Raw genomic sequence first — 20498 nt, forward strand, 5'->3', positions numbered from 1 at the left:
TGGGTTCCCCCTCACATCCGGAAGACGCCGAACTGGGGGTCACCCAGGGGCGCGTTGGCACAGGCGGTCAGGGCGAGGCCCAGGACCTGGCGGGTGTCGAGGGGGTCGATGACCCCGTCGTCCCAGAGCCGGGCGGTGGCGTAGTAGGCGTTGCCCTGGCGCTCGTACTGGGCGCGGATCGGGTCCTTGAAGGACTCCTCGTCCTCGGCCGCCCACTCCTCGCCGCGTGCCTCCAGCTGGTCCCGCTTCACGGTCGCGAGGACGGACGCGGCCTGCTCGCCGCCCATCACGGAGATCTTGGCGTTCGGCCACATCCACAGGAAGCGCGGCGAGTACGCCCGGCCGCACATCGAGTAGTTGCCCGCGCCGTACGAGCCGCCGACGACGACCGTCAGCTTGGGGACGCGGGTGCAGGCCACCGCCGTCACCATCTTGGCGCCGTGCTTGGCGATGCCCCCGGCCTCGTAGTCCCGGCCGACCATGAAGCCGGAGATGTTCTGCAGGAAGACCAGCGGGATGCCGCGCTGGTCGCACAGCTCGATGAAGTGGGCGCCCTTCTGGGCGGACTCGGAGAAGAGGATGCCGTTGTTGGCGACGATCCCGACCGGGTGCCCGTGGATCCGTGCGAAGCCGGTGACCAGGGTCTGCCCGAACTCCGCCTTGAACTCCGCGAACCGCGAGCCGTCGACCACGCGCGCGATGACCTCGCGGACGTCGTACGGGGTGCGGGAGTCGACCGGCACCGCGCCGTACAGCGTGTACGGGTCGACCTTGGGCTCGACGGCCGGCTCGACCGACCAGGGCAGCGGACCCCGGGCGGGCAGGGTGGAGACGATGGTCCGCACGATGCGCAGGGCGTGGGCGTCGCTCTCCGCGAGGTGGTCGGTGACCCCCGAGATCCGCGCGTGCACCTCGCCGCCGCCCAGCTCCTCGGCGGTGACGACCTCACCGGTGGCGGCCTTCACCAGGGGCGGGCCGCCGAGAAAGATGGTCCCCTGCCCCCGGACGATCACGGCCTCGTCGCTCATGGCGGGCACGTACGCGCCGCCCGCCGTGCACGACCCCAGCACGGCGGCGATCTGCGGGATGCCCGCCCCCGACATCCGCGCCTGGTTGTAGAAGATCCGGCCGAAGTGCTCCCGGTCGGGGAAGACCTCGTCCTGCATGGGCAGGAAGGCGCCGCCCGAGTCGACGAGGTAGAGGCAGGGCAGCCGGTTCTCCAGGGCCACCTCCTGCGCGCGCAGGTGCTTCTTCACCGTCATCGGGTAGTAGGTGCCGCCCTTGACGGTGGCGTCGTTGGCGACGACCACGCACTCGCGACCGCCGACCCGGCCGATCCCGGCGATCACCCCCGCCGCCGGTGCCTGCCCCTCGTACATCCCGTCGGCGGCCAGGGGCGCCAGCTCCAGGAACGGGGAGCCGGGGTCGAGGAGGGTGTCGACCCGGTCGCGCGGCAGCAGCTTGCCGCGCGCGGTGTGCCGGGCGCGCGCCTTCTCGCCGCCGCCGAGCCGGGCGGCGGCGAGCTTGCCGCGCAGCTCGTCCACCAGCGCGCGGTGGGCCTCCTCGTTGGCCCGCCAGGCTTCCGACGCGGGATCGGCCGCGCTGTGAAGCTCCGGTGCCTCGTGCATCCTGCGAACCCCTCACCTTGTTAATGAGCGTTAACGCATTTCCTTCAGGTTAACGACCGCTAACCTCCCTGTCTAGAATTGCTCCCATGACCACCAGAACCGACGCCCCCACCCGTCGCGAGCAGATCCTCAAGGAGGCCGCGCGGCTGTTCGCCGAGCGAGGCTTCCACGGGGTCGGCGTCGACGAGATAGGCGCCGCCGTGGGGATCAGCGGTCCCGGCCTCTACCGTCACTTCGCCGGCAAGGACGCGATGCTCGCCGAGCTGCTGGTCGGCATCAGCGGGCAGCTCCTGACGGGCGCGAAGCGGCGGCTGGCGGAGGCCGACGGGGGGCCGGCCGAGGCGGTCCTCGACTCGCTCATCGAGGGGCACATCGACTTCGCCCTGGACGACCGCCCCCTGATCACCCTGCACGACCGTGAGCTTGACCGCCTCCGCGACAGCGACCGCAAGCTGGTCCGCCAGCTCCAGCGCCAGTACGTCGAGCTGTGGGTGCAGGTGGTGCGCGAGGTCCACCCGGGCCTCGCGGAGCCCGCCGCCCGCTCCGCCGTGCACTCGGTCTTCGGCCTGCTGAACTCCACGCCGCACCTGGGCCGCCCCGGCCCCCTCCCGGGCCGCACGGCCACCGCGGAGCTGCTGCACCGGATGGCGCGGGGGGCGTTCGGGGCCGCTGCCGCGCAGGGAGGGGATGACTCTCCACCTCGCGCGCTCTGACGGGTGCCCACGGCCAGGCGGGAGCCACCCCGAATGATCACCCGGTGGCTGTCGCGGGCTGCCGGGCCGACGACCGGTTTCCCGCCGCCAGGATGATCCGCGACCCGCCCTTCGACGAGCGCGCACCTGGCGCCGTTCGTCGCCCTCGGCCGATCGGGTGACGGCACGCGGCCGGTGCGGCCGATGACGACCTGGGTGCGCCGACGTGTTTCGTGGTCTTCGGCGTCGGGTGGATCTCGGGGGCGAGGATGCGCCAGGCGTCCACGATGGCCTGGTCGACCGTTGCGTGGGAGCCGACTGTTGGGAGTGCAGGGCTCCCCCTTGCCGGTGCGTTCGTCGCCGGGCGGCCTCGGTCCTGCCGGTGCCGGACGCGTGCACGCTCGGCCGGCAACCTTCGCGGGCCAAGCGGACAGTACGGCGTCGGCGTCGCGTACCGTCGCGGCGAGCGTGCGCATGTCGGGGCGGGTGAGGTCGACGGCGACCGTCCGGGCCTCACCCGGCAGCCCACGGGGGAGGCGGGCCACGGCCGTGACGTCGTGCCCGCCGGTTACCGTCTGCTAGACCAGGTGCCGTCCGATACCGCCGGTGGCGGCCACGGTCGTCAGTTTCATCGAAGTCCTCCCGCGGTGAAGGCGGCTCGGTGGTCTTGCGCCCAGGTGGCGTACGTGCGTGCCGGGCGGCCCAGCAGCCGCCGCACGGTGTCGCTGGTGGGCCCCGCTTCGCGGGCGTAGTCGGCCAGCGAGCCGAGCAGCCGGTCGGGTACCTCGTCGGGCAGGCCGGCGGCGAGCATGCCGCGGCGGATCTCGTCCGGTGCGGCCTCGCTGAAGGACAGCGTCCGGTCGAGCGCCGCACCGAGCGCGGCGACCTTCTCCGGCTGACTCAGCGACTGCTCTCCGGTGAGCAGGTACGTCTGACCGCGGTGCGGCGGGCGGGTCAGGGCGAGGGCGGCCACCGCGGCGATGTCACGCTCGTCGACGGTCGAGGTCCTCGCCTGCGGGTATGCCCCCCGCACGGTCCCGGTCGCCCGGATCTGCCCGGCCCAGGCCAGGGTGTTGGCGGCGAAATCGGCGCAGCGCAGGATCGTCCAGTCCAGGCCGCTTCCCCGGGCGATGTCCTCGACCGCGTGGAACTGCTGCCGGAAGCGCGCGTGCCCGGCCGGGTACTGCACGGTCACGGCGGACAGCACGACCACCCTTGCCGCACCCGTCTCGCGGGCGCGGGCCAGCAGGTCGACAGCGGTGGGACCGGCGGCACGCGGGCTGAGCAGGATGGCCTCCACGCCGTCGAGGGTGGGAACCTTCGCGGGGTGGACGAGCTGTGTCCCCGCGGGGAATTGGGCGTGCGGGTCGCGGGTGACAGCGGCGACTTCCGCTCCCCCCTCGACCAGGAGGCGGACGGTTTCCCGGCCGACGACGCCGGTGGCCCCGGTGATCAGGATCATGACTGAACCTCTCGTGGGAGTGTCGAAAGTCGCTCTTGCGCGGTGGTGATCGCTGGTCGGGAGATCACTGGGTTCTACGGGCCTGCTTCACTTCCCGGTCGACGGCCCAGGCGTCGGCGACCGGGCCGAGGTGGCTGAGCTTGTCGGGGTTGATGACCGCGTGGACCGTCTGGATCTGCCCGTCGAGTGTGTCGAGGGCGAGGATGTGGAGGATCTTGCCGTCGCGGTCGCGGAAGCGCGCGCCCGGCTGGCCGTTGACCTCGTGCGGTTCGAACGTGATGCCGCTCCGGGCCATGAGCGGGTGGACGGTGGCGAGCAGCCTGGCCACGTTCTCGGCGCCGGTGACGGACCTGGCCAGCTGCGGCGCCTTGCCACCGCCGTCCCCGACGAGCTGGACGTCGGCGGACAGCAGATTCCGCAGTCCGTCCACGTCTCCCTGCGTCAGTGCCTCGAAGAACCGTCTCGCCAGCTCCTGCCGCTCCTGGCGGTCCGCTTCGAACCGGGGCCGTCCCTCGTGCATGTGGCGGCGTGCCCGTACGAGCAGCTGCCGGCACGCCGCCTCCGAGCGCCCCACCGCGGCGGCGATCTCGTCGAAGCCGAAGGCGAAGACCTCCCGCAGCACGAACACCGACCGCTGCAGCGGACTGAGCCGCTCCAGGAGCAGCAGCGCTGCCATGGACACCGAGTCGGCCAGCTCCGCCGCGCGGGCCGGGTCCTGGTACGGATCGTCCAGCAGCGGCTCGGGGAGCCACGGTCCGACGTACTTCTCCCGCCGCACCCGGGCGGAGCGCAGCACGTCGATGGCGATCCGGGTCACCGTGGCCGACAAGAACGCCCTGGCCGACGCGGGCCGGGTGGTCGAGGCGTCGTAGCGGAGCCAGGTCTCCTGCACCGCGTCCTCCGCCTCGCCCACGCTGCCCAGGATCCGGTACGCGATCGAGAACAGCAGCGGCCGCAGTTCCTCGAACTCCTCGACCTTGCCCACGCCGACTCCCCCTGTGCGGTCTGTGTGCCCGGCCGGACCCGCGCCGACGAGGCATCCTTCGAAGATCATTCAATGTGTGGGCGGAGCGGACAACGCGCGTACCGCGACCGCCCTGCCCGCCTTGACCACGGCGTCCAGGCCCCGGCGGGCCTGACCTGGGTCAGGGTGCGGTGGTGGTTCAGTGGAACTGGCCGACCCGGTAGTCGCCGGCCGGCTGCTGGGTGATGATGTTCAGTCGGTTCACCGTGTTCATGAACGAGACCAGCAGCACGAGGGCCGTGAGCTGCTCGGCGTCGTAGTGCTGAGCGGCGCGGGCCCACACCTCGTCGCTGACCCCGGTGGCCGCGTCCGCGACCCGGGTTCCCTGCTCCGCCAGCTCCAGTGCGGCGCGCTCGGCCGCGGTGAAGACCGTCGCTTCCCGCCAGGCCGCGATCAGGTTCAGCCGCACCGGCGTCTCGCCGGCCGCGGCGGCTTCCTTGGTGTGCATGTCGATGCAGACCGCGCAGCCATTGATCTGGCTCACGCGCAGCGCCACCAACTCCTGCGTCGTGGCCGGCAGCGGCGATTCCTTCAGCTCCCGGCCGGCCGACATGAAGTACTTGAGGGCCTTGCCGGCGGCCGGGTTGGCGAAGTAGTTCAATCGCGCGTCCATCGTGTTGCTCCTCCGTGTTCGTCGCTGCTTCCACCCCCAGGACGAGGCGGTCCTCACTCCTGTGACACGGAACGCTGTGACCCACGTCTCTCCGCTGTCCCGGTTGGGGCATGTCACAGGCCGAGTCGCTGCCTCGTCTCGGGTACGGAAGTCCTCGATCAGGGAGTTGACGATGAACGTCGCGCTGTGGATCACCGCTGGGGTGCTCGCCGCTGTCTGCCTGGTGGGCAGCTCCAAGATGTTCGTGCCGCAGGAGAAGCTGGCCACGTTGGGCTCCTCCGCGCAGTGGGTCCTGGAGTTCAGCCCCGGCGCTCTCAAGGCCATCGGCGCCGTCGAGCTGGTGGCTGCGGTCGGCCTGACGCTGCCCGCGGTGCTCGACATCGCGCCGGTGCTGGTGCCGTTGGCCGCGACCGGACTTGTTCTGCTGTTCGCCTGCGCGGTCACCATGCGTCTGCGCCGTGGCGAGAAGGCCACGATCGCCGGCGACCTGATCTACCTCGCCCTGGCCGCCTTCGTCGCATGGGGCCGTTTCGGCCCCGAGTCCTTCACCTGACGGTGTCACCCCGAGGCATTCCCGGGCCGCGCAACGGGAGCGTCCGGCCGAGGACGAGGTTGGTGGTGGTGCTCCCGAACTCGGCCAGCTCGTCGACGAGCTCCTCCAGGTGGGCCATCGACGTGGCCGCCACCTTCATGACGTAGGAGTCGTCTCCGGTGGTGCGCAGGCACTCCAGGATCTCCGGGCGCTCCTCCAGCAGTCGGCGCAGCGGCTGGTGCCGGGTTCCCGGCCCCGGGTACTTGAGCCGGACCACCGCCGTCACCGGGTGACCGGTCCGCTCCGGGTTCACCTCAGCGCGGTACCCCGTGATCACCTCGGCCTCCTCGAGCCGGCGCACCCGCTCCCTGGTCGCCGACGCGCTCAGGTTCACCCGTCGTGCCGGCTCGATATCCGAGTTCGCGTCCATGCCGCGGGTAGGGCGGTTGGACAGGGTTCGGCGCGGTGGCTGATGATCTCTGGCATGATCCGGGCCGCCACTGTGGACGACATCACGGAGATCCGCGCGATGATCCGTGAACTCGCTGAGTACGAACGGGCTGTTGAGCAGGCCCGAGCGACCGAGGAACAGCTTCGCGAGGCGCTGTTCGGAGCGGATCCGGCTGCTTCCGTCCTGATCGCCGAGGACGACGAGACGGGGCGGATCGTGGGTTTCGCCCTGTGGTTCACCCGCTTTTCGACCTGGACCGGCACGCGCGGGATGCACTTGGAGGATCTCTACGTTCGGTCGCACGCCCGAGGCGGAGGCCACGGCAAGGCGCTGCTCGCCTCACTGGCCGCGATCTGTCAGCACAACGGCTACGAGCGTTTCGAGTGGTGGGTCCTGGCCTGGAACGAACCGACCATCGACTTCTACAAGTCGCTCGGCGTGGAGCTGCTCGACGAGTGGACGGTATGCCGGCTGAGCGGTGATCCGCTCAGGGAACTCGCTGTCCAGGCTCCGGCGGGCCCCGACCGGGCCCCGGCCCTGTAGGACGCTTCATGCAACCTCCTGTCGCAACTGTGATCGAAGCCCACCAGACCTTGGAGGGGCTCGTAGCCGGGCTGAGCGACCAGCAGGTCGCCGAGGCGTCCGCCCTTCCGGGCTGGTCGCGCGGTCACGTCCTGGCGCATCTCGCCGACAACGCGCGCATGTTCGCCCGTCTCGCGGACCACGCCCTGCGCGGTGAACTCGTGGCGGGCTACGACGGCGGGGTCGACGAGCGCAACGCGATCATCGAGGCGGCGGCGGGCCGAAGCGCGGCCGAGCACCGCGCGCGACTCGCCGCGCACACGGCCGGGCTGGAGGCGTCCTGGGCGCGCGCCACCGACATGGACTGGAGCCGGCCCGTCACGTTCCGCAACGCGGACCTTGCCGCCACCGTCTTCGCACGCTGGCGCGAGGCATGGATCCACATGGTCGATCTGGAACTCGGCGTGCGGCCGGACGACTGGCCCGAGGACCTGGCCGCACACGCCATCGACTTCCTCCTCGGCCGTCTTCCGGCAGGCACGCGCGTGCATCCCGAGGATGTGGGCCGCCACTGGTCCGTCGGCGACGGGCCGCCGGGCGTGGCGGTGACCGGACGCGTGCGCGACCTGGCGGCCTGGCCGGCCGGACGTACGCCCGCGGTCTCACCGGTGGCGGCGGCGGAGCTGCCTGTCCTCGGACCCTGGCCGCCTCACCCCCCAGCGTGAACGGGCCTGGTGACCACGCCGTTCTCGGTGGCGGTGCACGGGGCTGTGGCCGCGCGGTCGCCGGAGTGGTGCGGGCAGCGTGACGAGCGTTACGGGGGGAGGTTCTGGACGGGCTTCTCTACCCGCCGGTACGGTTGCCTGAGCAAGCGCTTAGCCGACTCGGATTGCGTCCGGTGGGGCGCTGGGCACATCCGAAAGCACTCAGTGGAGGTGACGGCGTGCGCCGTACGGTGTTCAACGAGGATCACGAGGCGTTCCGGGAGACCCTCCGTGCCTTCATCGAGGCCGAGGTCGTGCCCGTCTACGACGAGTGGCTCGCCGCGGGCCAGGCGCCGCGCGAGTTCTACTACAAGCTCGCCGAGCTCGGCGTCTTCGGCATTCGCGTCGACGAGGAGTACGGCGGCGCCGGCATCGACTCCTACAAGTTCGAGGCCGTCCTGTACGAGGAGACCGCCCGCGCGGGCATCACCTTCGGCGGCTCCGGCGTGCACGTGCTGCTCGGCCTGCCCTACATCAAGCTGCTCGCCACCGACGAGCAGAAGAAGCGCTACCTGCCGAAGTTCTGCTCCGGCGAGGAGATGTGGGCCATCGCGATGACCGAGCCGGGCACCGGCTCCGACCTCGCGGGCATGCGCACCACCGCCAAGCTCTCCGAGGACGGCACGCACTACGTCCTCAACGGCGCCAAGACGTTCATCACCGGCGGCGTCCACGCCGACCGCATGATCGTGTGCGCCCGTACGGCCGCCCCGACCAAGGAGGACCGCCGCCACGGCATCTCCCTCTTCGTCGTGGACACCAAGGCCGAGGGCTACTCGGTCGGCCGCAAGCTCGACAAGCTCGGCCTGAAGACCTCCGACACCGCCGAGCTGGCGTTCGTCGACGTCAAGGTGCCCGTCGAGGACCTCCTCGGCGAGGAGAACAAGGGCTTCTACTACCTCGGCCACAACCTCGCCTCCGAGCGCTGGGGCATCGCCTACGGCGCCTACGCGCAGGCCAAGGCGGCCATACGGTTCGCCAAGCAGTACGTGCAGGAGCGCGTCGTCTTCGGCCAGCCCGTCGCCGCCTTCCAGAACACCAAGTTCGAGCTGGCCGCCTGCCAGGCCGAGGTCGACGCGGCCGAGGCCGTCGCCGACCGCGCCACGGAGGCCCTCGACGCCGGTGAGCTGACGCCCGCCGAGGCCGCCAGCGCCAAGCTGTTCTGCACCGAGGTCGCCCACCGCGTCATCGACCGCTGCCTCCAGCTGCACGGCGGCTACGGCTTCATGAACGAGTACCCGATCGCCCGCCTGTACGCGGACAACCGCGTCAACCGCATCTACGGCGGCACCAGCGAGATCATGAAGACGATCATCGCCAAGGACATGGGCCTGTAAGGCACCGGAAACCGCTGCACAGTACAACTGACCCCATGAGTCAGCCCGCACTTCAGTCTCTCCTCGATCTGCTCGACCTGGAGCAGATCGAGGAGAACATCTTCCGCGGCCAGTCCCGGCCCGCCATCGTCCCCCGGGTCTTCGGCGGGCAGGTCGCGGCCCAGGCGCTGGTCGCGGCCGGGCGGACGGTCCCCGCCGACCGGCTGCCGCACTCCCTCCACGCGTACTTCCTGCGCATCGGCGACGCCGGCGCGCCCATCGTCTACACCGTGGAGCGGATGAACGACGGCCGCTCCTTCACCGCGCGCCGCGTCGTCGCCGTCCAGCACGGCCAGCCGATCTTCGCCCTCTCCGCGTCCTTCCAGCGGTACGAGGACGGCCTCGACCACCAGGCCCCGATGCCCGCCGCGCCCGACCCGGAGACCCTCCCCACCGCCGAGGAACGCCTCCCGGCGTACGGCCTCGACCCGGCCGTGGTGGAGAAGATGCTGGAGGCCCGGGCCGCCGTCGACCTGCGTCACGTCGAGGACCCGCCCTACGGCCGCTACGGCGAGCCCCGCGAACCCCACTCCCAGGTCTGGTTCCGCGCCAACGGCAAGCTCGACGACGACCCCTTGCTGCACGTCGTGCTCGCCACCTACGTCTCCGACATGACGCTGCTCGACTCGATCCTGCTCGCACACGGACGCGGCGGCTGGGCCGTCGGGGACGTCGTCGGCGCCTCGCTCGACCACGCCATGTGGTTCCACCGGCCCTTCCGCGCCGACGAATGGCTCCTGTACGACCAGGAGTCACCGTCGGCGGCGGCCGGCCGGGGCCTCGGCCAGGGCCGGATCTACACCCAGGACGGCCGGCTCGCGATCTCCGTGATCCAGGAGGGTGTCGTCCGCGTCCCGAAGGGGCGGCCGAAAGAGCCGGCGGAGCCGGGGCAGCCCGGGGCTACGCCTCGCTGAGCCCCGCCTGCTCCAGCAGGTACGCCGACATCGGGTCGTAGTGGCGCGGGCTGACCACGTGGTCGTCCAGGGGCACCACGACCTGGAGGGTGCCCTCGGACTCGCCGAGGAAGAGGGCCGGGTCGTTGGAGTCCGCGTACCCGACGGAGTCGATGCCGAGCTGGCCGGCGCAGCCCGCCCAGCCGTGGTCGGCGACGACCAGGTCCGGCAGCGGCAGCCCGGCACCCTCCAGGCCCCGCAGGATGGCGCGCATCGGCTCGGGGGAGTGGGTGTGCCACAGGGTGGCGCCGTGTTCGAGGACGGCCACGTCCGCGAACTGCATGACGTACCCCTCCTCCGTCTGCAGGCCGTCCGGGATGACGACGATCTCGCAGCCGGCCGCGCGCAGCGCCCGCGCGGTCTCGTGGTGCACCTGCAGCAGGCCGCCGGGGTGCCCGGTGGCCAGCAGGACGCGCTGCCCGCCCTCGGCCGCCTTGCGCAGCCGCGCCGCCATGCGCTCCAGCGCGTCGACGGTCAGATCCGGGTCGATGGTGTCCTGGCCGTAGCGGTGCCCCGGGTCGTCGTTCACGCCGACGCGCTCCGCCATCACGGCCAGCACGTCCTGCTCGTCGCTCCAGCGGTCCCCGAGCTCCAGGCCGAGCCAGTAGTGGCGGTTGCCGTTGGCCAGTTCGCGGTAGTGGGAGAGGTTGTTCTCGCGCGGCGTGGCGACGTCGCCCGCGATACGCGTCCGTACGAGGTGCTCGACGAGCTCGGTGCGGCTGGGGGTCCCGGATATCGGCATGCGTCCATTGTGAGGCAGACGACAGCGGGAGTCGCGGGCGTCCCGCCCGCTGCGACCCGCGTCACTCCGCACGGCGTTCGGGGAGCACCGCCTCGACCGTGGCGATCCGTCGGGCGAGGTCACCGGCGGGAACCTCGACGAGCTCGTGGCCGAAGGCGCGGTAGACGTCCTCGTGGATCCGCTCGAACTCCAGCGACTGCCGGAAACTGATGCGGCGTGCGGCGGTGGGCTCGCAGAACCCCAGGTTGCGGACGAAGAACACCTGCCGCTCGTAGACGCCTTGGGTGGTGACCCGCTCCACCTCGGCGGTCAGCGCAGGGGACGGCACGCGGCCCTGGTAGGTGGCGAGCGCGAGCGTGCACAGTGGTGAACGGTCGTACAGCTGGACGTGGTCGGTCGGCGGGGCCGCCAACTGCCGCTCCCTCTGCAGCCCGACGATCTCGTCGACGAACGACTCCCGGGTCCACGGCTCGTCCTCGCCGTGCGCCTGTGCCCACGCGATGACATCGGTGGCGGCCTCCTCGACGACCGTGCGACCGCGTGCGGCGAGGCCCCGCAGGAGGGTCGTCTTGCCCGCGCCGGGTGTGCCGGTGAGTACGTATCTGCGCATGCCGCCCAGGCTAGGTTCCCGGAAGCTTTCTTACCCGGCGTCGCTCACCCGTCCCGCAGTGCGAACCACAACTCCATGCGGATGTCCGGGTCGTCGAGGTCCACCGCCAGCAACGTGGCGCAGCGGCCGACGCGTTGGCGGACCGTGTTGCGGTGGACGGACAGGGCCACGGCCGTGCGGTCCCAACTGCCGTGCAGGGACAGCCAGGTGCGCAGGGTCTCGGTGAGCGCGGCGGCGCCGGGGGCGGCGGTGACCGGGGCCAGGAGGGCCTCGGCGTGGGCGGTCGCCTCGTCCGGCGGCACGAGTTGGGCCAGCGTCGTCGGGAGCCCGTGCCGGACCAGCGCCGTCCGGGTGGCCCTGGCGCGGGCCAGCGCGCGGGCCGCCTGCACGTCGGCGACGGGCCACGTGTGGGGCTCGGCGGGAGCGCTGACGCCGCAGATCCAGCCCGGCTGCTCGGCGATCTCGCGGTCGGCGGGGACGAGGACGCGTACGACGTCGCCGTGGGCGTCGACCAAGGGCGAGCCGAGGGCGGCGCCGAGCGCGGCCGCGGCGAGGGCCTCCGGCCGGGGGGTGCCGTCGGTGAGGCGGGCGTGGACGACGTGCCAGTGGGTGCCTGGGCCCAGGAGGGGCGCGGCCTCCTGCGGTTCGGCGCCGAGCAGGAGTCGGACCAGGGCCGAGGTGCGGGCCGCGCCGGTGCCGATCTGGCGTTCGCCGGTGAGGAGGGAGAGGAGGACCGCCGCGACCGAGGCGACGGTGTGGTCGCCGGGGGTGCGGTGGGGGGTGGCGACGGCGAGGGTGAAAGCGGGGGCTGTGGGGGTGAGGGCGTAGGCGGTGAGATGGGTGCCGTGGATGGTGTCCGTGGCGGAGGTGGGGGTTGGGCTGCGCGGGGAAGGGGTGGGGGATTGGGGTGAGTCGGCGGGTGCGGGTGCGTGGGGGCTGGTCGCGCAGTTCCCCGCGCCCCTTTCGGGGCTTGGGCGGACCACGGTCGCCAGGGCTGCCAGGCCTTGGTGGACCGCTTCCCCGGGCTCGCGTCCCGCAGACGCCACTTCCGTGCAGTCCGGGCCGTACAGCACGACTCGGCCCGAGACCCGGCGGGCCAGTTGCCGCAGGACCGCGTGGACCGGGTCCGGGCGGGACGCGGCTGCCGCCAGGGCCTGCTGGGCCTCTGTCACGCGGCGGAGTTCGGCGTGGCGGGCGAGGGCCATCAGCTGCCAGACCGCGCGGGCCACGCCCGAGAAGGTCGTCCGGGGCGGGACCTCGATCAGGGGCAGGCCGTAGGAGTCGCAGGACGCGACCAGGGCCCTGGGGACGCTGTCGTGGACGGGGGCGACGCCGAAGCCGAGGGCCGCGCCGCCCGCCGCGACGATGCGCGAGACGTAGTCGTCGAAGTAGGTGCCCGAACCGGCCGCCTCCGGGATGTGGACGCCGGCCGTGAGCAGCAGCTCGCCGCCGAGCAGATACGGATACGGGTCCGACATCTCCGAGGTGTGCGCCCAGTGGACCGCCGTGCCCGCGTCCACCGGCCCGGCGATCTGCCGCAGGCCCAGGTCGTCGCGGGCCAGCAGCGCCGAGAGGAGGACGGGCGGGGTGGGCGGGACCGACGGGGTCGGTGGGGCGGACGGGTCCGGCATGGTGTGCGTTCCTTCCATCCGGCACGGCTCCAATGGATGAAACGTACACTTCGCAGTCGCTTTCCGGCCACCTAGTGTCAGTGCCCATCACCCGCCACCGAGCGTGCGCGAAGGAGGCCTCTCACCATGGCCGTCGACTACACCGTGATCGTCCTCTATCTGGCCGGGATGCTGGCCATGGGCTGGTGGGGCATGCGCCGCGCCAGGTCGAAGAGCGAGTTCCTGGTCGCCGGGCGCCGGCTCGGCCCGACGATGTACTCCGGCACCATGGCGGCCATCGTCCTCGGCGGTGCCTCCACCATCGGCGGGGTCGGGCTGGGCTACCGGTACGGGCTGTCCGGCGCGTGGATGGTGTTCACCATCGGGCTCGGGCTGCTCGCCCTCTCCGTCTTCTTCTCGGCACGGATCGCCCGGCTGAAGGTCTACACGGTCTCCGAGATGCTCGACCTGCGCTACGGCGGCCGGGCGGGAGTGATCTCCGGGCTCGTCATGTGGGCGTACACCCTCATGCTGGCCGTCACCTCGACCATCGCCTACGCCACGATCTTCGACGTCCTGTTCGACATGAACCGCACGCTCGCGATCGTCCTCGGCGGCTCGATCGTCGTCGCCTACTCGACGCTCGGCGGCATGTGGTCGATCACGCTGACGGACATGGTCCAGTTCGTGGTGAAGACGATCGGTGTGCTGCTGCTCCTGCTCCCCATCGCGGTCGTCAAAGCCGGTGGGTTCGGCGAGATGCGGGACGCGCTCCCCACCTCGTACTTCGACCCGCTGGGCATCGGCGGCGAGACGATCTTCACCTACGTCCTGATCTACACGTTCGGCATGCTCATCGGACAGGACATCTGGCAGCGCGTGTTCACCGCCCGCAGCGACCGCACCGCCAAGTGGGGCGGCACGGTCGCGGGCACCTACTGCCTGGCCTACGCCCTCGCCGGCGCCGTCATCGGCACGGCGGCCAAGGTGCTGTTCCCCGACCTGGCCAACGCCGACGACGCCTTCGCGACCGTCGTGAAGGAGGAACTCCCCCTCGGCGTACGGGGGCTGGTGCTCGCCGCCGCCCTGGCCGCCGTGATGTCGACCTCCTCCGGCGCGCTCATCGCCTGCGCCACCGTCGCCAACAACGACATCTGGTCGCGGCTGCGGGGGAGGACCGCCGACGGCGACCACGACGAGGTACGGGGCAACCGTGCCTTCATCCTCGTCATGGGGGTCGCCGTCATCGGCACGGCGATCGCCCTCAACAACGTCGTCGAGGCGCTGACGGTGGCGTACAACCTCCTCGTCGGCGGACTCCTGGTGCCGATCCTCGGCGGGCTGCTGTGGCGGCGCGGCACCGCTCAGGGCGCCCTCGCCTCGGTGGTCGTCGGCGGCCTCGCGGTCATCGGCCTGATGGCGTCCCACGGCATCCTCGCCAACGAGCCCGTCTACTACGGCCTGCTCTCCTCCCTGGCCGCGTACGTCGCCGTCTCCCTGGCGACCCCGGCGACCGACGCCGCCGTGCTCGACGCCTGGCGCGAGCGTCTGGCCGGGCGGACCCCCGAACTCGTGACCGAACCCGTACCGACTCACCAGTAGAGTCGTCAGCAAGCACCACATACGCGACGAAGCGTAGGAAAGAAGGCTTCACCCCATGAGCAGCACCGAGACGCCCCGCGGCCCCGTCGACTCCTCCCGTGTCCCCCGGTACGCCGGGCCCGCGACCTACGCCCGGCTGCCGCGCCTGGACGAGGTGGGCCGGGCCGACGTCGCGGTCGTGGGCGTGCCCTTCGACTCGGGTGTCTCCTACCGGCCGGGCGCCCGCTTCGGCGGCAACGCGATCCGTGAGGCGTCCCGGCTGCTGCGCCCCTACAACCCGGCCCAGGACGCCTCCCCCTTCGCCCTCGCCCAGGTCGCGGACGCCGGTGACATCGCCGCCAACCCGTTCAACATCAACGAGGCGGTGGAGACGGTCGAGGCGGCCGCGGACGAGCTGCTCGGGACCGGGGCCCGGCTGATGACCCTCGGCGGCGACCACACCATCGCCCTGCCGCTGCTGCGGTCGGTCGCCAAGAAGCACGGCCCCGTGGCGCTGCTCCACTTCGACGCGCACCTCGACACCTGGGACACGTACTTCGGCGCCGAGTACACGCACGGCACCCCGTTCCGGCGGGCGGTCGAGGAGGGGATCCTGGACACGTCCGCCCTCTCCCACGTGGGCACGCGCGGACCGCTGTATGGCAAGCAGGACCTCACCGACGACGAGAAGATGGGCTTCGGCATCGTCACCTCGGCGGACGTGATGCGGCGCGGGGTGGACGAGATCGCCGACCAGCTGCGCCAGCGGATCGGGGACCGCCCCCTGTACATCTCCATCGACATCGACTGCCTCGACCCGGCCCACGCGCCGGGCACGGGGACGCCGGAGGCGGGCGGCATGACCTCCCGCGAACTCCTCGAGATCCTGCGGGGCCTCTCCTCCTGCCACCTGGTCTCCGCCGACGTCGTCGAGGTGGCGCCCGCGTACGATCACGCCGAGATCACCGCGGTGGCCGCCTCGCACACGGCGTACGAACTCACCACGATCATGTCCCGGCAGATCGCCGCGGCCCGTACGGAGAACGCCGGCGAGTGATCCGCGACAAGGAGAAGAAGGAGAAGGCAGCGCAGTGACCCACGACCACGACCTGGTACTCCGCCCGTCGGCCGCCCAGACGGAGGCCGCGCTGAACCCTCCCCCCGGCCGCAACGGCGGGGACCTGGTCGTGGAGACACTGGCCGGGCTCGGCGCGACGACGGTCTTCGGGCTGCCCGGCCAGCACGCTCTCGGCATGTTCGACGCGCTGCGGCGGTCGGATCTGCGCTACATCGGCCTGCGGGTCGAGAACAACGCCGGGTTCGCGGCGGACGCGTACGGCCGGATCACCGGGGAGGCGGCGCCGCTGCTGCTGTCGACCGGGCCGGGCGCGCTGACCTCACTGGCCGCGCTCCAGGAGGCCGCGGCGGCCTCGGCCCCCGTCCTGGCGATCAGCAGCCAGGTCCCGACGGCGGGCCTGGGCGGCGGCCGCCACGGCTACCTGCACGAACTCCCCGACCAGGCGGCCTCGTTCCGGGGAGTGGTGAAGTCCGTCCACACCGTCCGCACCCAGTCCCAGATCCCGTCCGCGATCGAGGCGGCCTGGAAGTCGGCGCTGTCGGCCCCCCACGGCCCGGTGTGGGTGGAGATCCCGCAGGACGTGCTGCTCGCCGAGACGCCGATCCCGGTGGTGACGGGCGGCGACGCCTTCCCGGAGGAGCTGCCCCCGCGCCCCGAACTGACCGCCGTGGCCGCCCACCTGCTGTCGTCCGCCGCGCGTCCCGCGATCATCGCGGGCGGCGGGGTCGTCCGGGCGGACGCCTCCGGCAAGCTGCGGCAGCTGGCGGAGGTGCTTCAGGCGCCGGTGGTCTGCACGCCCGGCGGCAAGGGCGCGTTCCCCTGGACGCACCCGCTGTCCCTCCAGTCCTGGATCGAGGACCGCCACACCACGGACTTCCTGGAGGACGCGGACGTCCTGCTGGTGGTCGGCTCCGGCCTCGGTGAACTCTCCTCCAACTACCACACGTTCAAGCCCCGCGGCCGGGTGGTCCAGATCGAGGCGGACCTCGGGAAGCTGGAGTCCAACCACCCCGCGCTCGGCATCCACGCGGACGCGCGCCTGGCGCTGACGGCGCTGCTGGAGACGATCGAGGGGACGCGGGAGGACGAGTCGGCGCCGGAGCGGGTGCGGGAGGTGCTCGCGCGGGTGCGTGAACGTATCGACGGCCAGCAACTCACCCTAGAACAGGACCTGTTGGCGTCCATCCGCCGGGCTCTTCCGCCCCGTGCGCCCTCCTTCTGGGACATGACGATCCTGGCGTACTGGGCCTGGTCGGCGTTCGACCCGAAGGGCCCCAACACCATGCACTCGGCGCAGGGTTCGGGTGGCCTCGGCTACGCGTTCCCGGCGGCCCTCGGCGCGGCGGCGGCCGACCCGACCCAGCCGGTGCTGGCCGTCTCCGGCGACGGCGGCGCGCTGTACTCGATCGCGGAACTGGCCACGGCCCGGCAGTACGACCTCGACGTCACCTGGCTGATCGTCGACGACGGCGGGTACGGGATCCTGCGCGAGTACATGACGGACACGTTCGGGGAGACCACCGGCACGGAACTGACCCGGCCGGACTATGTGGCACTGGCGGAGTCCTTCGGCGTCCCGGGCACCCGGACGACCCCCGAGACCCTCACCACGGACCTGACCAAGTCCCTTGCCACACCGGGCCCTTCGGTGGTGGTCCTGCCGGCTGTGCTGAGGATGTTCGCGCCGACGCACCTCTGACGCACATGTGACGCAGATCACTTAGCGGGAGTTGGTGATTCCCCCGGGGAATCGCCCATGTGTCCGACTTAATCCTCCTTCCCGGATTCACAGGCGCCACTTTAGGTTGCAACGGACCACGACTGTCACACAGTTCGGTCACACAAACTTCATAAGGGCTCCGGGGGAGCTCACGGGGGAAGGAGCAACGGGAATGACCGCCCGTTGGCACAGGCGGCCTCGCGCTGCCCGAAAACTCGGCGTGCTGCTCGGCATCGCCGTCGTACTCACCGCGACAGCGGGAACACCGGCCATCGGTGCGACCGCGAACACGAACACGACTACGACCACTTCCACAACAGAACCTGCCACGAACGGCGCACCCGTCGACGCCGCCGAGGCGTCCGCCTTCGCGAAGGCCGCCGCGACCGGTGAGCCCGTGGAGATCGTCGACCGGCGGGCCGAGGACGAACTCGTCTACGCCAACCCGGACGGCTCGCTGACCAGCGAGACCAGCGTCCAGCCGCAGCGGGTGCGGCGTCCCGACGGCACGTGGGTGCGGGCCGACGCGACCCTCGAACGCCGACCGGACGGCACGGTCGGCCCCAAGGCCGCCGTCGTCGACCTCACCTTCGCGAAGGCCGGCTCGTCCGACTTCGTCACCCTCGGCGAGGAGGGCAGGTCCTTCACGCTGAGCTGGCCCACGCCACTGCCCGAGCCGGTCCTCTCCGGGGACACCGCCGAGTACCGCGAGGTGCTCCCCGGCGTGGACCTGCTGGCGAGCGCCTCCGTCACGGGCTACTCGTACGTCCTGGAGGTCAAGACCCCCGAGGCGGCCAGTAGCTCCGAACTGGCCGAACTGCGGCTGCCCGTACGGTCGCAGGGCCTGGACCTCGGCACCGGCCCGACCGGTGGCCTCCAGGCCGTGGACGCCTCCGGCGAGCGGGTCTTCGGCGGTCAGGCACCCAAGATGTGGGACTCCTCCACCACCGGGGTCCCCGCCGGCGCCGTCCCCGCCTCGGGCGCGGACACGCCCGCCCAGGAGGCTCCCGACGCCGGCGCCAAGGTCGCCGACATGGCGCTCGACGTCTCCGCGTCCGCCGTCACCGTCGAGCCCGACCGCGCCCTGCTCACCGCCGCCGACACCGACTTCCCGGTCTACATCGACCCCGAGGCCGGGATGTCGAAGAGCGAGTGGCTGTACGTGTCCAGCGCCAACCCGAGTACCGAGTTCCACAAGTTCAAGAAGGACGAGGGTGTCGGCCGCTGCTCGGCCGACACGATCGGTGGCATCTACTACGTGTGCAGCGGCTCGCCGTACACGAACCGGATGTACTTCCAGTTCTCCACCGACGGCTGGAAGAACCGCACCATCTCCAAGGCGGTCTTCGAGGTCTACGAGACCTTCTCCTTCTCCTGCACCAAGAGCACCGTCAACCTGCACATGGTCGCCGAGGGTGGTGTCGACTCCGCCACCAACTGGAACAACAAGCCCAAGGACGGCGACCTGATGGTCGACAAGACCGTCGCGTACGGCCGGGGTGAGAGCTGCAGTCCGGACGCGCCGCCGAGCTGGGTCGACTTCGCGGACAACGCCGACGAGAGCAACGAGAACCTCACCTCCTCCGTTCGCAGGAAGGCCGCGGGTGAGGACCCGATCGCGTTCTCGCTGCGGGCTGCAGACGAGGGCGACCCGAACTCCTGGAAGCGGTTCCGGGGTGACAACGCCAAGCTCGTCATCACGTACAACACCCGCCCGAACAAGCCCACCGGTGAGCGGCTGACCAATCCGGACGAGAAGACCTGCACCACCGACAACACCAAGCGCCCGTGGATCCGGGACGCCACCCCGACCATGTCCGTCACCGGCACCGACGCCGACTCGTACACCGACGGCACCGGCCAGAACCTCACCGCGACCTTCCGGGTCTGGGACCAGGTCGAAGGCCGGCCCATGGTCTACGAGGGCAAGGACGGACCGCAGAACGAGGGCAAGTTCGAGCGGGGGATCCCGGTCAGGGAGCTGAAGCACGGCCACGGTTACCGGTGGCACGCCCAGACCTACGACGGCTCGACCGGCAAGCTCAAGGACTCCGGGTACTCCGAGTGGTCCGACTGGTGCGAGTTCGTGGTCGACGTGGAGAAGCCCGACACCAAGCCGCGCGTCGAACCCGTCGCCGACGAGGCCGACCTTCCGGCGGGCGCCAAGCGGCACTTCACCCTCTCCGCGAACGGCAACTCCGACTCGGTCTTCAAGAACGACGTCGAGTTCTACGAGTGGGACCTCGGCAACGACACCCCGACCCGCAAGGCCGACCCGGCCGCTCTCGGTGGCAACGCCACTATTGAGGTGCCGACCAGCACCTTCGGGCCGAACGTGCTCTACGTCCGCAGCGTGGACCGGGCCGGTAACCGTGGTCCCCTGGAGAAGCACTTCTTCACCGTCACCCGCGCCTGCGCCGACGTCCTCGCCGACACCTGCGCCGCCGCCGTCTACGGCCTCGACCAGACCTCCGGAACCACGGCCCCCGACAGCTCCGGCCACAACCGGACGCTGACCGTGAAGGGTGCCGACTGGGTCGCGGGCAACAACTCCGCGAGCGACCCGGCTGACAAGGCGCTGCGTTTCAACGGCACCACCGACCACGCCTTCGCCGGGTCCGCCGTGCACACCGGGCAGGCGTTCACGGTCTCGGCGTGGGTGCGGCCCACGTCGCTGGCCAAGAACATCTCGGTGGTCAGCCAGGCGGGCAGCCAGGGCAACGGCTTCAACCTCTACTACTCCACCGCCTACAAGCGCTGGATCTTCGGCCGGCACATCAGTGACACGGCGGACTCCGACCTCGTACGCGCCATGGCGAGCAGCGAGCGCCCCGCGACCGTGAACCAGTGGGTCCACCTGGCGGGGACCTACGACCCGGTGGCCCGGAAGTTCACGCTCTTCGTCGACGGCGAGGAGCAGGGCAGCGCCACCGTCACCGACGTCTGGAACGCCTCCAAGGGGCTCAACATCGGCCGCGCCCAGTACGGCGCCGACTGGTCCGACCCCTTCGCCGGTGACATCGACGACGTACGCCTCGCCCCCGGCCTGTTGTCCGGCACCGAGATCTTCCGGCTGGCGCGCGGCTGAGCCGCGGCAGTACGCCACCGACCAGCGGCGCCCCTGACCAGGGCGCCCTTCA

General features: G+C 71.4%; 18 protein-coding genes. 10 read left to right on the plus strand and 8 right to left on the minus strand.

What is annotated here, in order from left to right; genetic code table 11:
* Positions 1-11: 11 nt before the first annotated feature.
* Positions 12-1628, minus strand: a complete 1617-nt coding sequence (locus ACZ9QC_RS26965; protein ID WP_472915473.1) for a carboxyl transferase domain-containing protein — start codon at positions 1626-1628, stop codon at positions 12-14.
* Between the two features lie 86 nt (positions 1629-1714).
* Between ACZ9QC_RS26965 and ACZ9QC_RS26970 the strand changes: the two genes are divergently transcribed.
* Positions 1715-2341 carry an SACE_7040 family transcriptional regulator gene (locus ACZ9QC_RS26970; RefSeq protein WP_472915474.1) on the plus strand — a complete coding sequence of 209 codons (627 nt, stop codon included), beginning with the start codon at positions 1715-1717 and terminating at the stop codon, positions 2339-2341.
* A gap of 607 nt (positions 2342-2948) precedes the next feature.
* On the opposite strand, the gene ACZ9QC_RS26975 is transcribed toward ACZ9QC_RS26970, so the two are convergent.
* From ACZ9QC_RS26975 to ACZ9QC_RS26985, 3 genes are all read right to left on the minus strand, one after another.
* The gene (locus ACZ9QC_RS26975) at positions 2949-3782 is read right to left on the minus strand and encodes an NAD(P)H-binding protein (protein WP_472915475.1); all 834 of its coding nucleotides are present in this window, start codon (positions 3780-3782) and stop codon (positions 2949-2951) included.
* 64 nt (positions 3783-3846) lie between these two features.
* Positions 3847-4767 carry an RNA polymerase sigma-70 factor gene (locus ACZ9QC_RS26980; protein WP_472915476.1) on the minus strand — a complete coding sequence of 307 codons (921 nt, stop codon included), beginning with the start codon at positions 4765-4767 and terminating at the stop codon, positions 3847-3849.
* Positions 4768-4945: 178 nt separating this feature from the next.
* On the minus strand, positions 4946-5419 hold the full coding sequence (locus tag ACZ9QC_RS26985) for a carboxymuconolactone decarboxylase family protein (RefSeq protein WP_472915477.1): 474 nt from the start codon (positions 5417-5419) through the stop codon (positions 4946-4948).
* Positions 5420-5591: 172 nt separating this feature from the next.
* On the opposite strand from ACZ9QC_RS26985, the gene ACZ9QC_RS26990 reads away from it, so the two are divergent.
* Positions 5592-5972 (plus strand): DoxX family protein, encoded by a 381-nt coding sequence (locus ACZ9QC_RS26990; protein ID WP_472915478.1) that lies wholly within the window; start codon positions 5592-5594, stop codon positions 5970-5972.
* On the opposite strand, the gene ACZ9QC_RS26995 is transcribed toward ACZ9QC_RS26990, so the two are convergent.
* Positions 5965-6381, minus strand: a complete 417-nt coding sequence (locus tag ACZ9QC_RS26995) for an Lrp/AsnC family transcriptional regulator (RefSeq protein ID WP_472915479.1) — start codon at positions 6379-6381, stop codon at positions 5965-5967. The genes ACZ9QC_RS26990 and ACZ9QC_RS26995 overlap by 8 nt on opposite strands.
* 54 nt (positions 6382-6435) lie before the next feature.
* Between ACZ9QC_RS26995 and ACZ9QC_RS27000 the strand changes: the two genes are divergently transcribed.
* From ACZ9QC_RS27000 to ACZ9QC_RS27015, 4 genes are all read left to right on the plus strand, one after another.
* Entirely contained in the window at positions 6436-6945 is a 510-nt protein-coding gene (locus ACZ9QC_RS27000) for a GNAT family N-acetyltransferase (RefSeq protein WP_472915480.1), read from the plus strand.
* Positions 6946-6974: 29 nt separating this feature from the next.
* Complete coding sequence (locus ACZ9QC_RS27005; protein ID WP_472915481.1) at positions 6975-7649, plus strand: maleylpyruvate isomerase family mycothiol-dependent enzyme; 675 nt, start codon at positions 6975-6977, stop codon at positions 7647-7649.
* 218 nt (positions 7650-7867) lie between these two features.
* On the plus strand, positions 7868-9025 hold the full coding sequence (locus ACZ9QC_RS27010; protein WP_467296326.1) for an acyl-CoA dehydrogenase family protein: 1158 nt from the start codon (positions 7868-7870) through the stop codon (positions 9023-9025).
* 35 nt (positions 9026-9060) lie between these two features.
* Complete coding sequence (locus tag ACZ9QC_RS27015) at positions 9061-9978, plus strand: acyl-CoA thioesterase (RefSeq protein WP_472915482.1); 918 nt, start codon at positions 9061-9063, stop codon at positions 9976-9978.
* On the opposite strand, the gene ACZ9QC_RS27020 is transcribed toward ACZ9QC_RS27015, so the two are convergent.
* The 3 genes from ACZ9QC_RS27020 to ACZ9QC_RS27030 form a co-directional block, all read right to left on the minus strand.
* Positions 9965-10759 (minus strand): phosphatase, encoded by a 795-nt coding sequence (locus ACZ9QC_RS27020; RefSeq protein ID WP_472915483.1) that lies wholly within the window; start codon positions 10757-10759, stop codon positions 9965-9967. The genes ACZ9QC_RS27015 and ACZ9QC_RS27020 overlap by 14 nt on opposite strands.
* A 61-nt stretch (positions 10760-10820) precedes the next feature.
* Positions 10821-11369 carry an AAA family ATPase gene (locus tag ACZ9QC_RS27025; RefSeq protein ID WP_472915484.1) on the minus strand — a complete coding sequence of 183 codons (549 nt, stop codon included), beginning with the start codon at positions 11367-11369 and terminating at the stop codon, positions 10821-10823.
* Between the two features lie 44 nt (positions 11370-11413).
* Positions 11414-13018 carry a helix-turn-helix domain-containing protein gene (locus ACZ9QC_RS27030; protein WP_472915485.1) on the minus strand — a complete coding sequence of 535 codons (1605 nt, stop codon included), beginning with the start codon at positions 13016-13018 and terminating at the stop codon, positions 11414-11416.
* Between the two features lie 108 nt (positions 13019-13126).
* Between ACZ9QC_RS27030 and ACZ9QC_RS27035 the strand changes: the two genes are divergently transcribed.
* From ACZ9QC_RS27035 to ACZ9QC_RS27050, 4 genes are all read left to right on the plus strand, one after another.
* A complete protein-coding gene (locus tag ACZ9QC_RS27035) occupies positions 13127-14581 on the plus strand; it encodes a sodium:solute symporter family protein (protein ID WP_472915486.1) in 1455 nt (484 codons plus the stop codon).
* Between the two features lie 55 nt (positions 14582-14636).
* Positions 14637-15617, plus strand: a complete 981-nt coding sequence (speB, locus tag ACZ9QC_RS27040) for an agmatinase (RefSeq protein ID WP_472915487.1) — start codon at positions 14637-14639, stop codon at positions 15615-15617.
* A gap of 34 nt (positions 15618-15651) precedes the next feature.
* Positions 15652-17337, plus strand: coding sequence for a thiamine pyrophosphate-binding protein (locus ACZ9QC_RS27045; protein WP_472915488.1), 1686 nt, complete (start codon positions 15652-15654; stop codon positions 17335-17337).
* Between the two features lie 193 nt (positions 17338-17530).
* Positions 17531-20446, plus strand: a complete 2916-nt coding sequence (locus ACZ9QC_RS27050) for a LamG-like jellyroll fold domain-containing protein (protein WP_472915489.1) — start codon at positions 17531-17533, stop codon at positions 20444-20446.
* Positions 20447-20498 lie beyond the last annotated feature (52 nt).

This window comes from Streptomyces sp. HUAS MS02 (assembly GCF_055702265.1).

Excerpts from the sequence above, each read along its gene's own strand:
- ACZ9QC_RS26965 (WP_472915473.1), bottom strand. The coding sequence starts at position 1,628 with ATGCACGAGGCACCGGAGCTTCACAGCGCGGCCGATCCCGCGTCGGAA.
- ACZ9QC_RS26970 (WP_472915474.1), top strand. The coding sequence starts at position 1,715 with ATGACCACCAGAACCGACGCCCCCACCCGTCGCGAGCAGATCCTCAAG.
- ACZ9QC_RS26975 (WP_472915475.1), bottom strand. The coding sequence starts at position 3,782 with ATGATCCTGATCACCGGGGCCACCGGCGTCGTCGGCCGGGAAACCGTC.
- ACZ9QC_RS26985 (WP_472915477.1), bottom strand. The coding sequence starts at position 5,419 with ATGGACGCGCGATTGAACTACTTCGCCAACCCGGCCGCCGGCAAGGCC.
- ACZ9QC_RS26990 (WP_472915478.1), top strand. The coding sequence starts at position 5,592 with ATGAACGTCGCGCTGTGGATCACCGCTGGGGTGCTCGCCGCTGTCTGC.
- ACZ9QC_RS26995 (WP_472915479.1), bottom strand. The coding sequence starts at position 6,381 with ATGGACGCGAACTCGGATATCGAGCCGGCACGACGGGTGAACCTGAGC.
- ACZ9QC_RS27000 (WP_472915480.1), top strand. The coding sequence starts at position 6,436 with ATGATCCGGGCCGCCACTGTGGACGACATCACGGAGATCCGCGCGATG.
- ACZ9QC_RS27015 (WP_472915482.1), top strand. The coding sequence starts at position 9,061 with ATGAGTCAGCCCGCACTTCAGTCTCTCCTCGATCTGCTCGACCTGGAG.
- ACZ9QC_RS27020 (WP_472915483.1), bottom strand. The coding sequence starts at position 10,759 with ATGCCGATATCCGGGACCCCCAGCCGCACCGAGCTCGTCGAGCACCTC.
- ACZ9QC_RS27025 (WP_472915484.1), bottom strand. The coding sequence starts at position 11,369 with ATGCGCAGATACGTACTCACCGGCACACCCGGCGCGGGCAAGACGACC.
- ACZ9QC_RS27030 (WP_472915485.1), bottom strand. The coding sequence starts at position 13,018 with ATGGAAGGAACGCACACCATGCCGGACCCGTCCGCCCCACCGACCCCG.
- ACZ9QC_RS27035 (WP_472915486.1), top strand. The coding sequence starts at position 13,127 with ATGGCCGTCGACTACACCGTGATCGTCCTCTATCTGGCCGGGATGCTG.
- speB (WP_472915487.1), top strand. The coding sequence starts at position 14,637 with ATGAGCAGCACCGAGACGCCCCGCGGCCCCGTCGACTCCTCCCGTGTC.
- ACZ9QC_RS27050 (WP_472915489.1), top strand. The coding sequence starts at position 17,531 with ATGACCGCCCGTTGGCACAGGCGGCCTCGCGCTGCCCGAAAACTCGGC.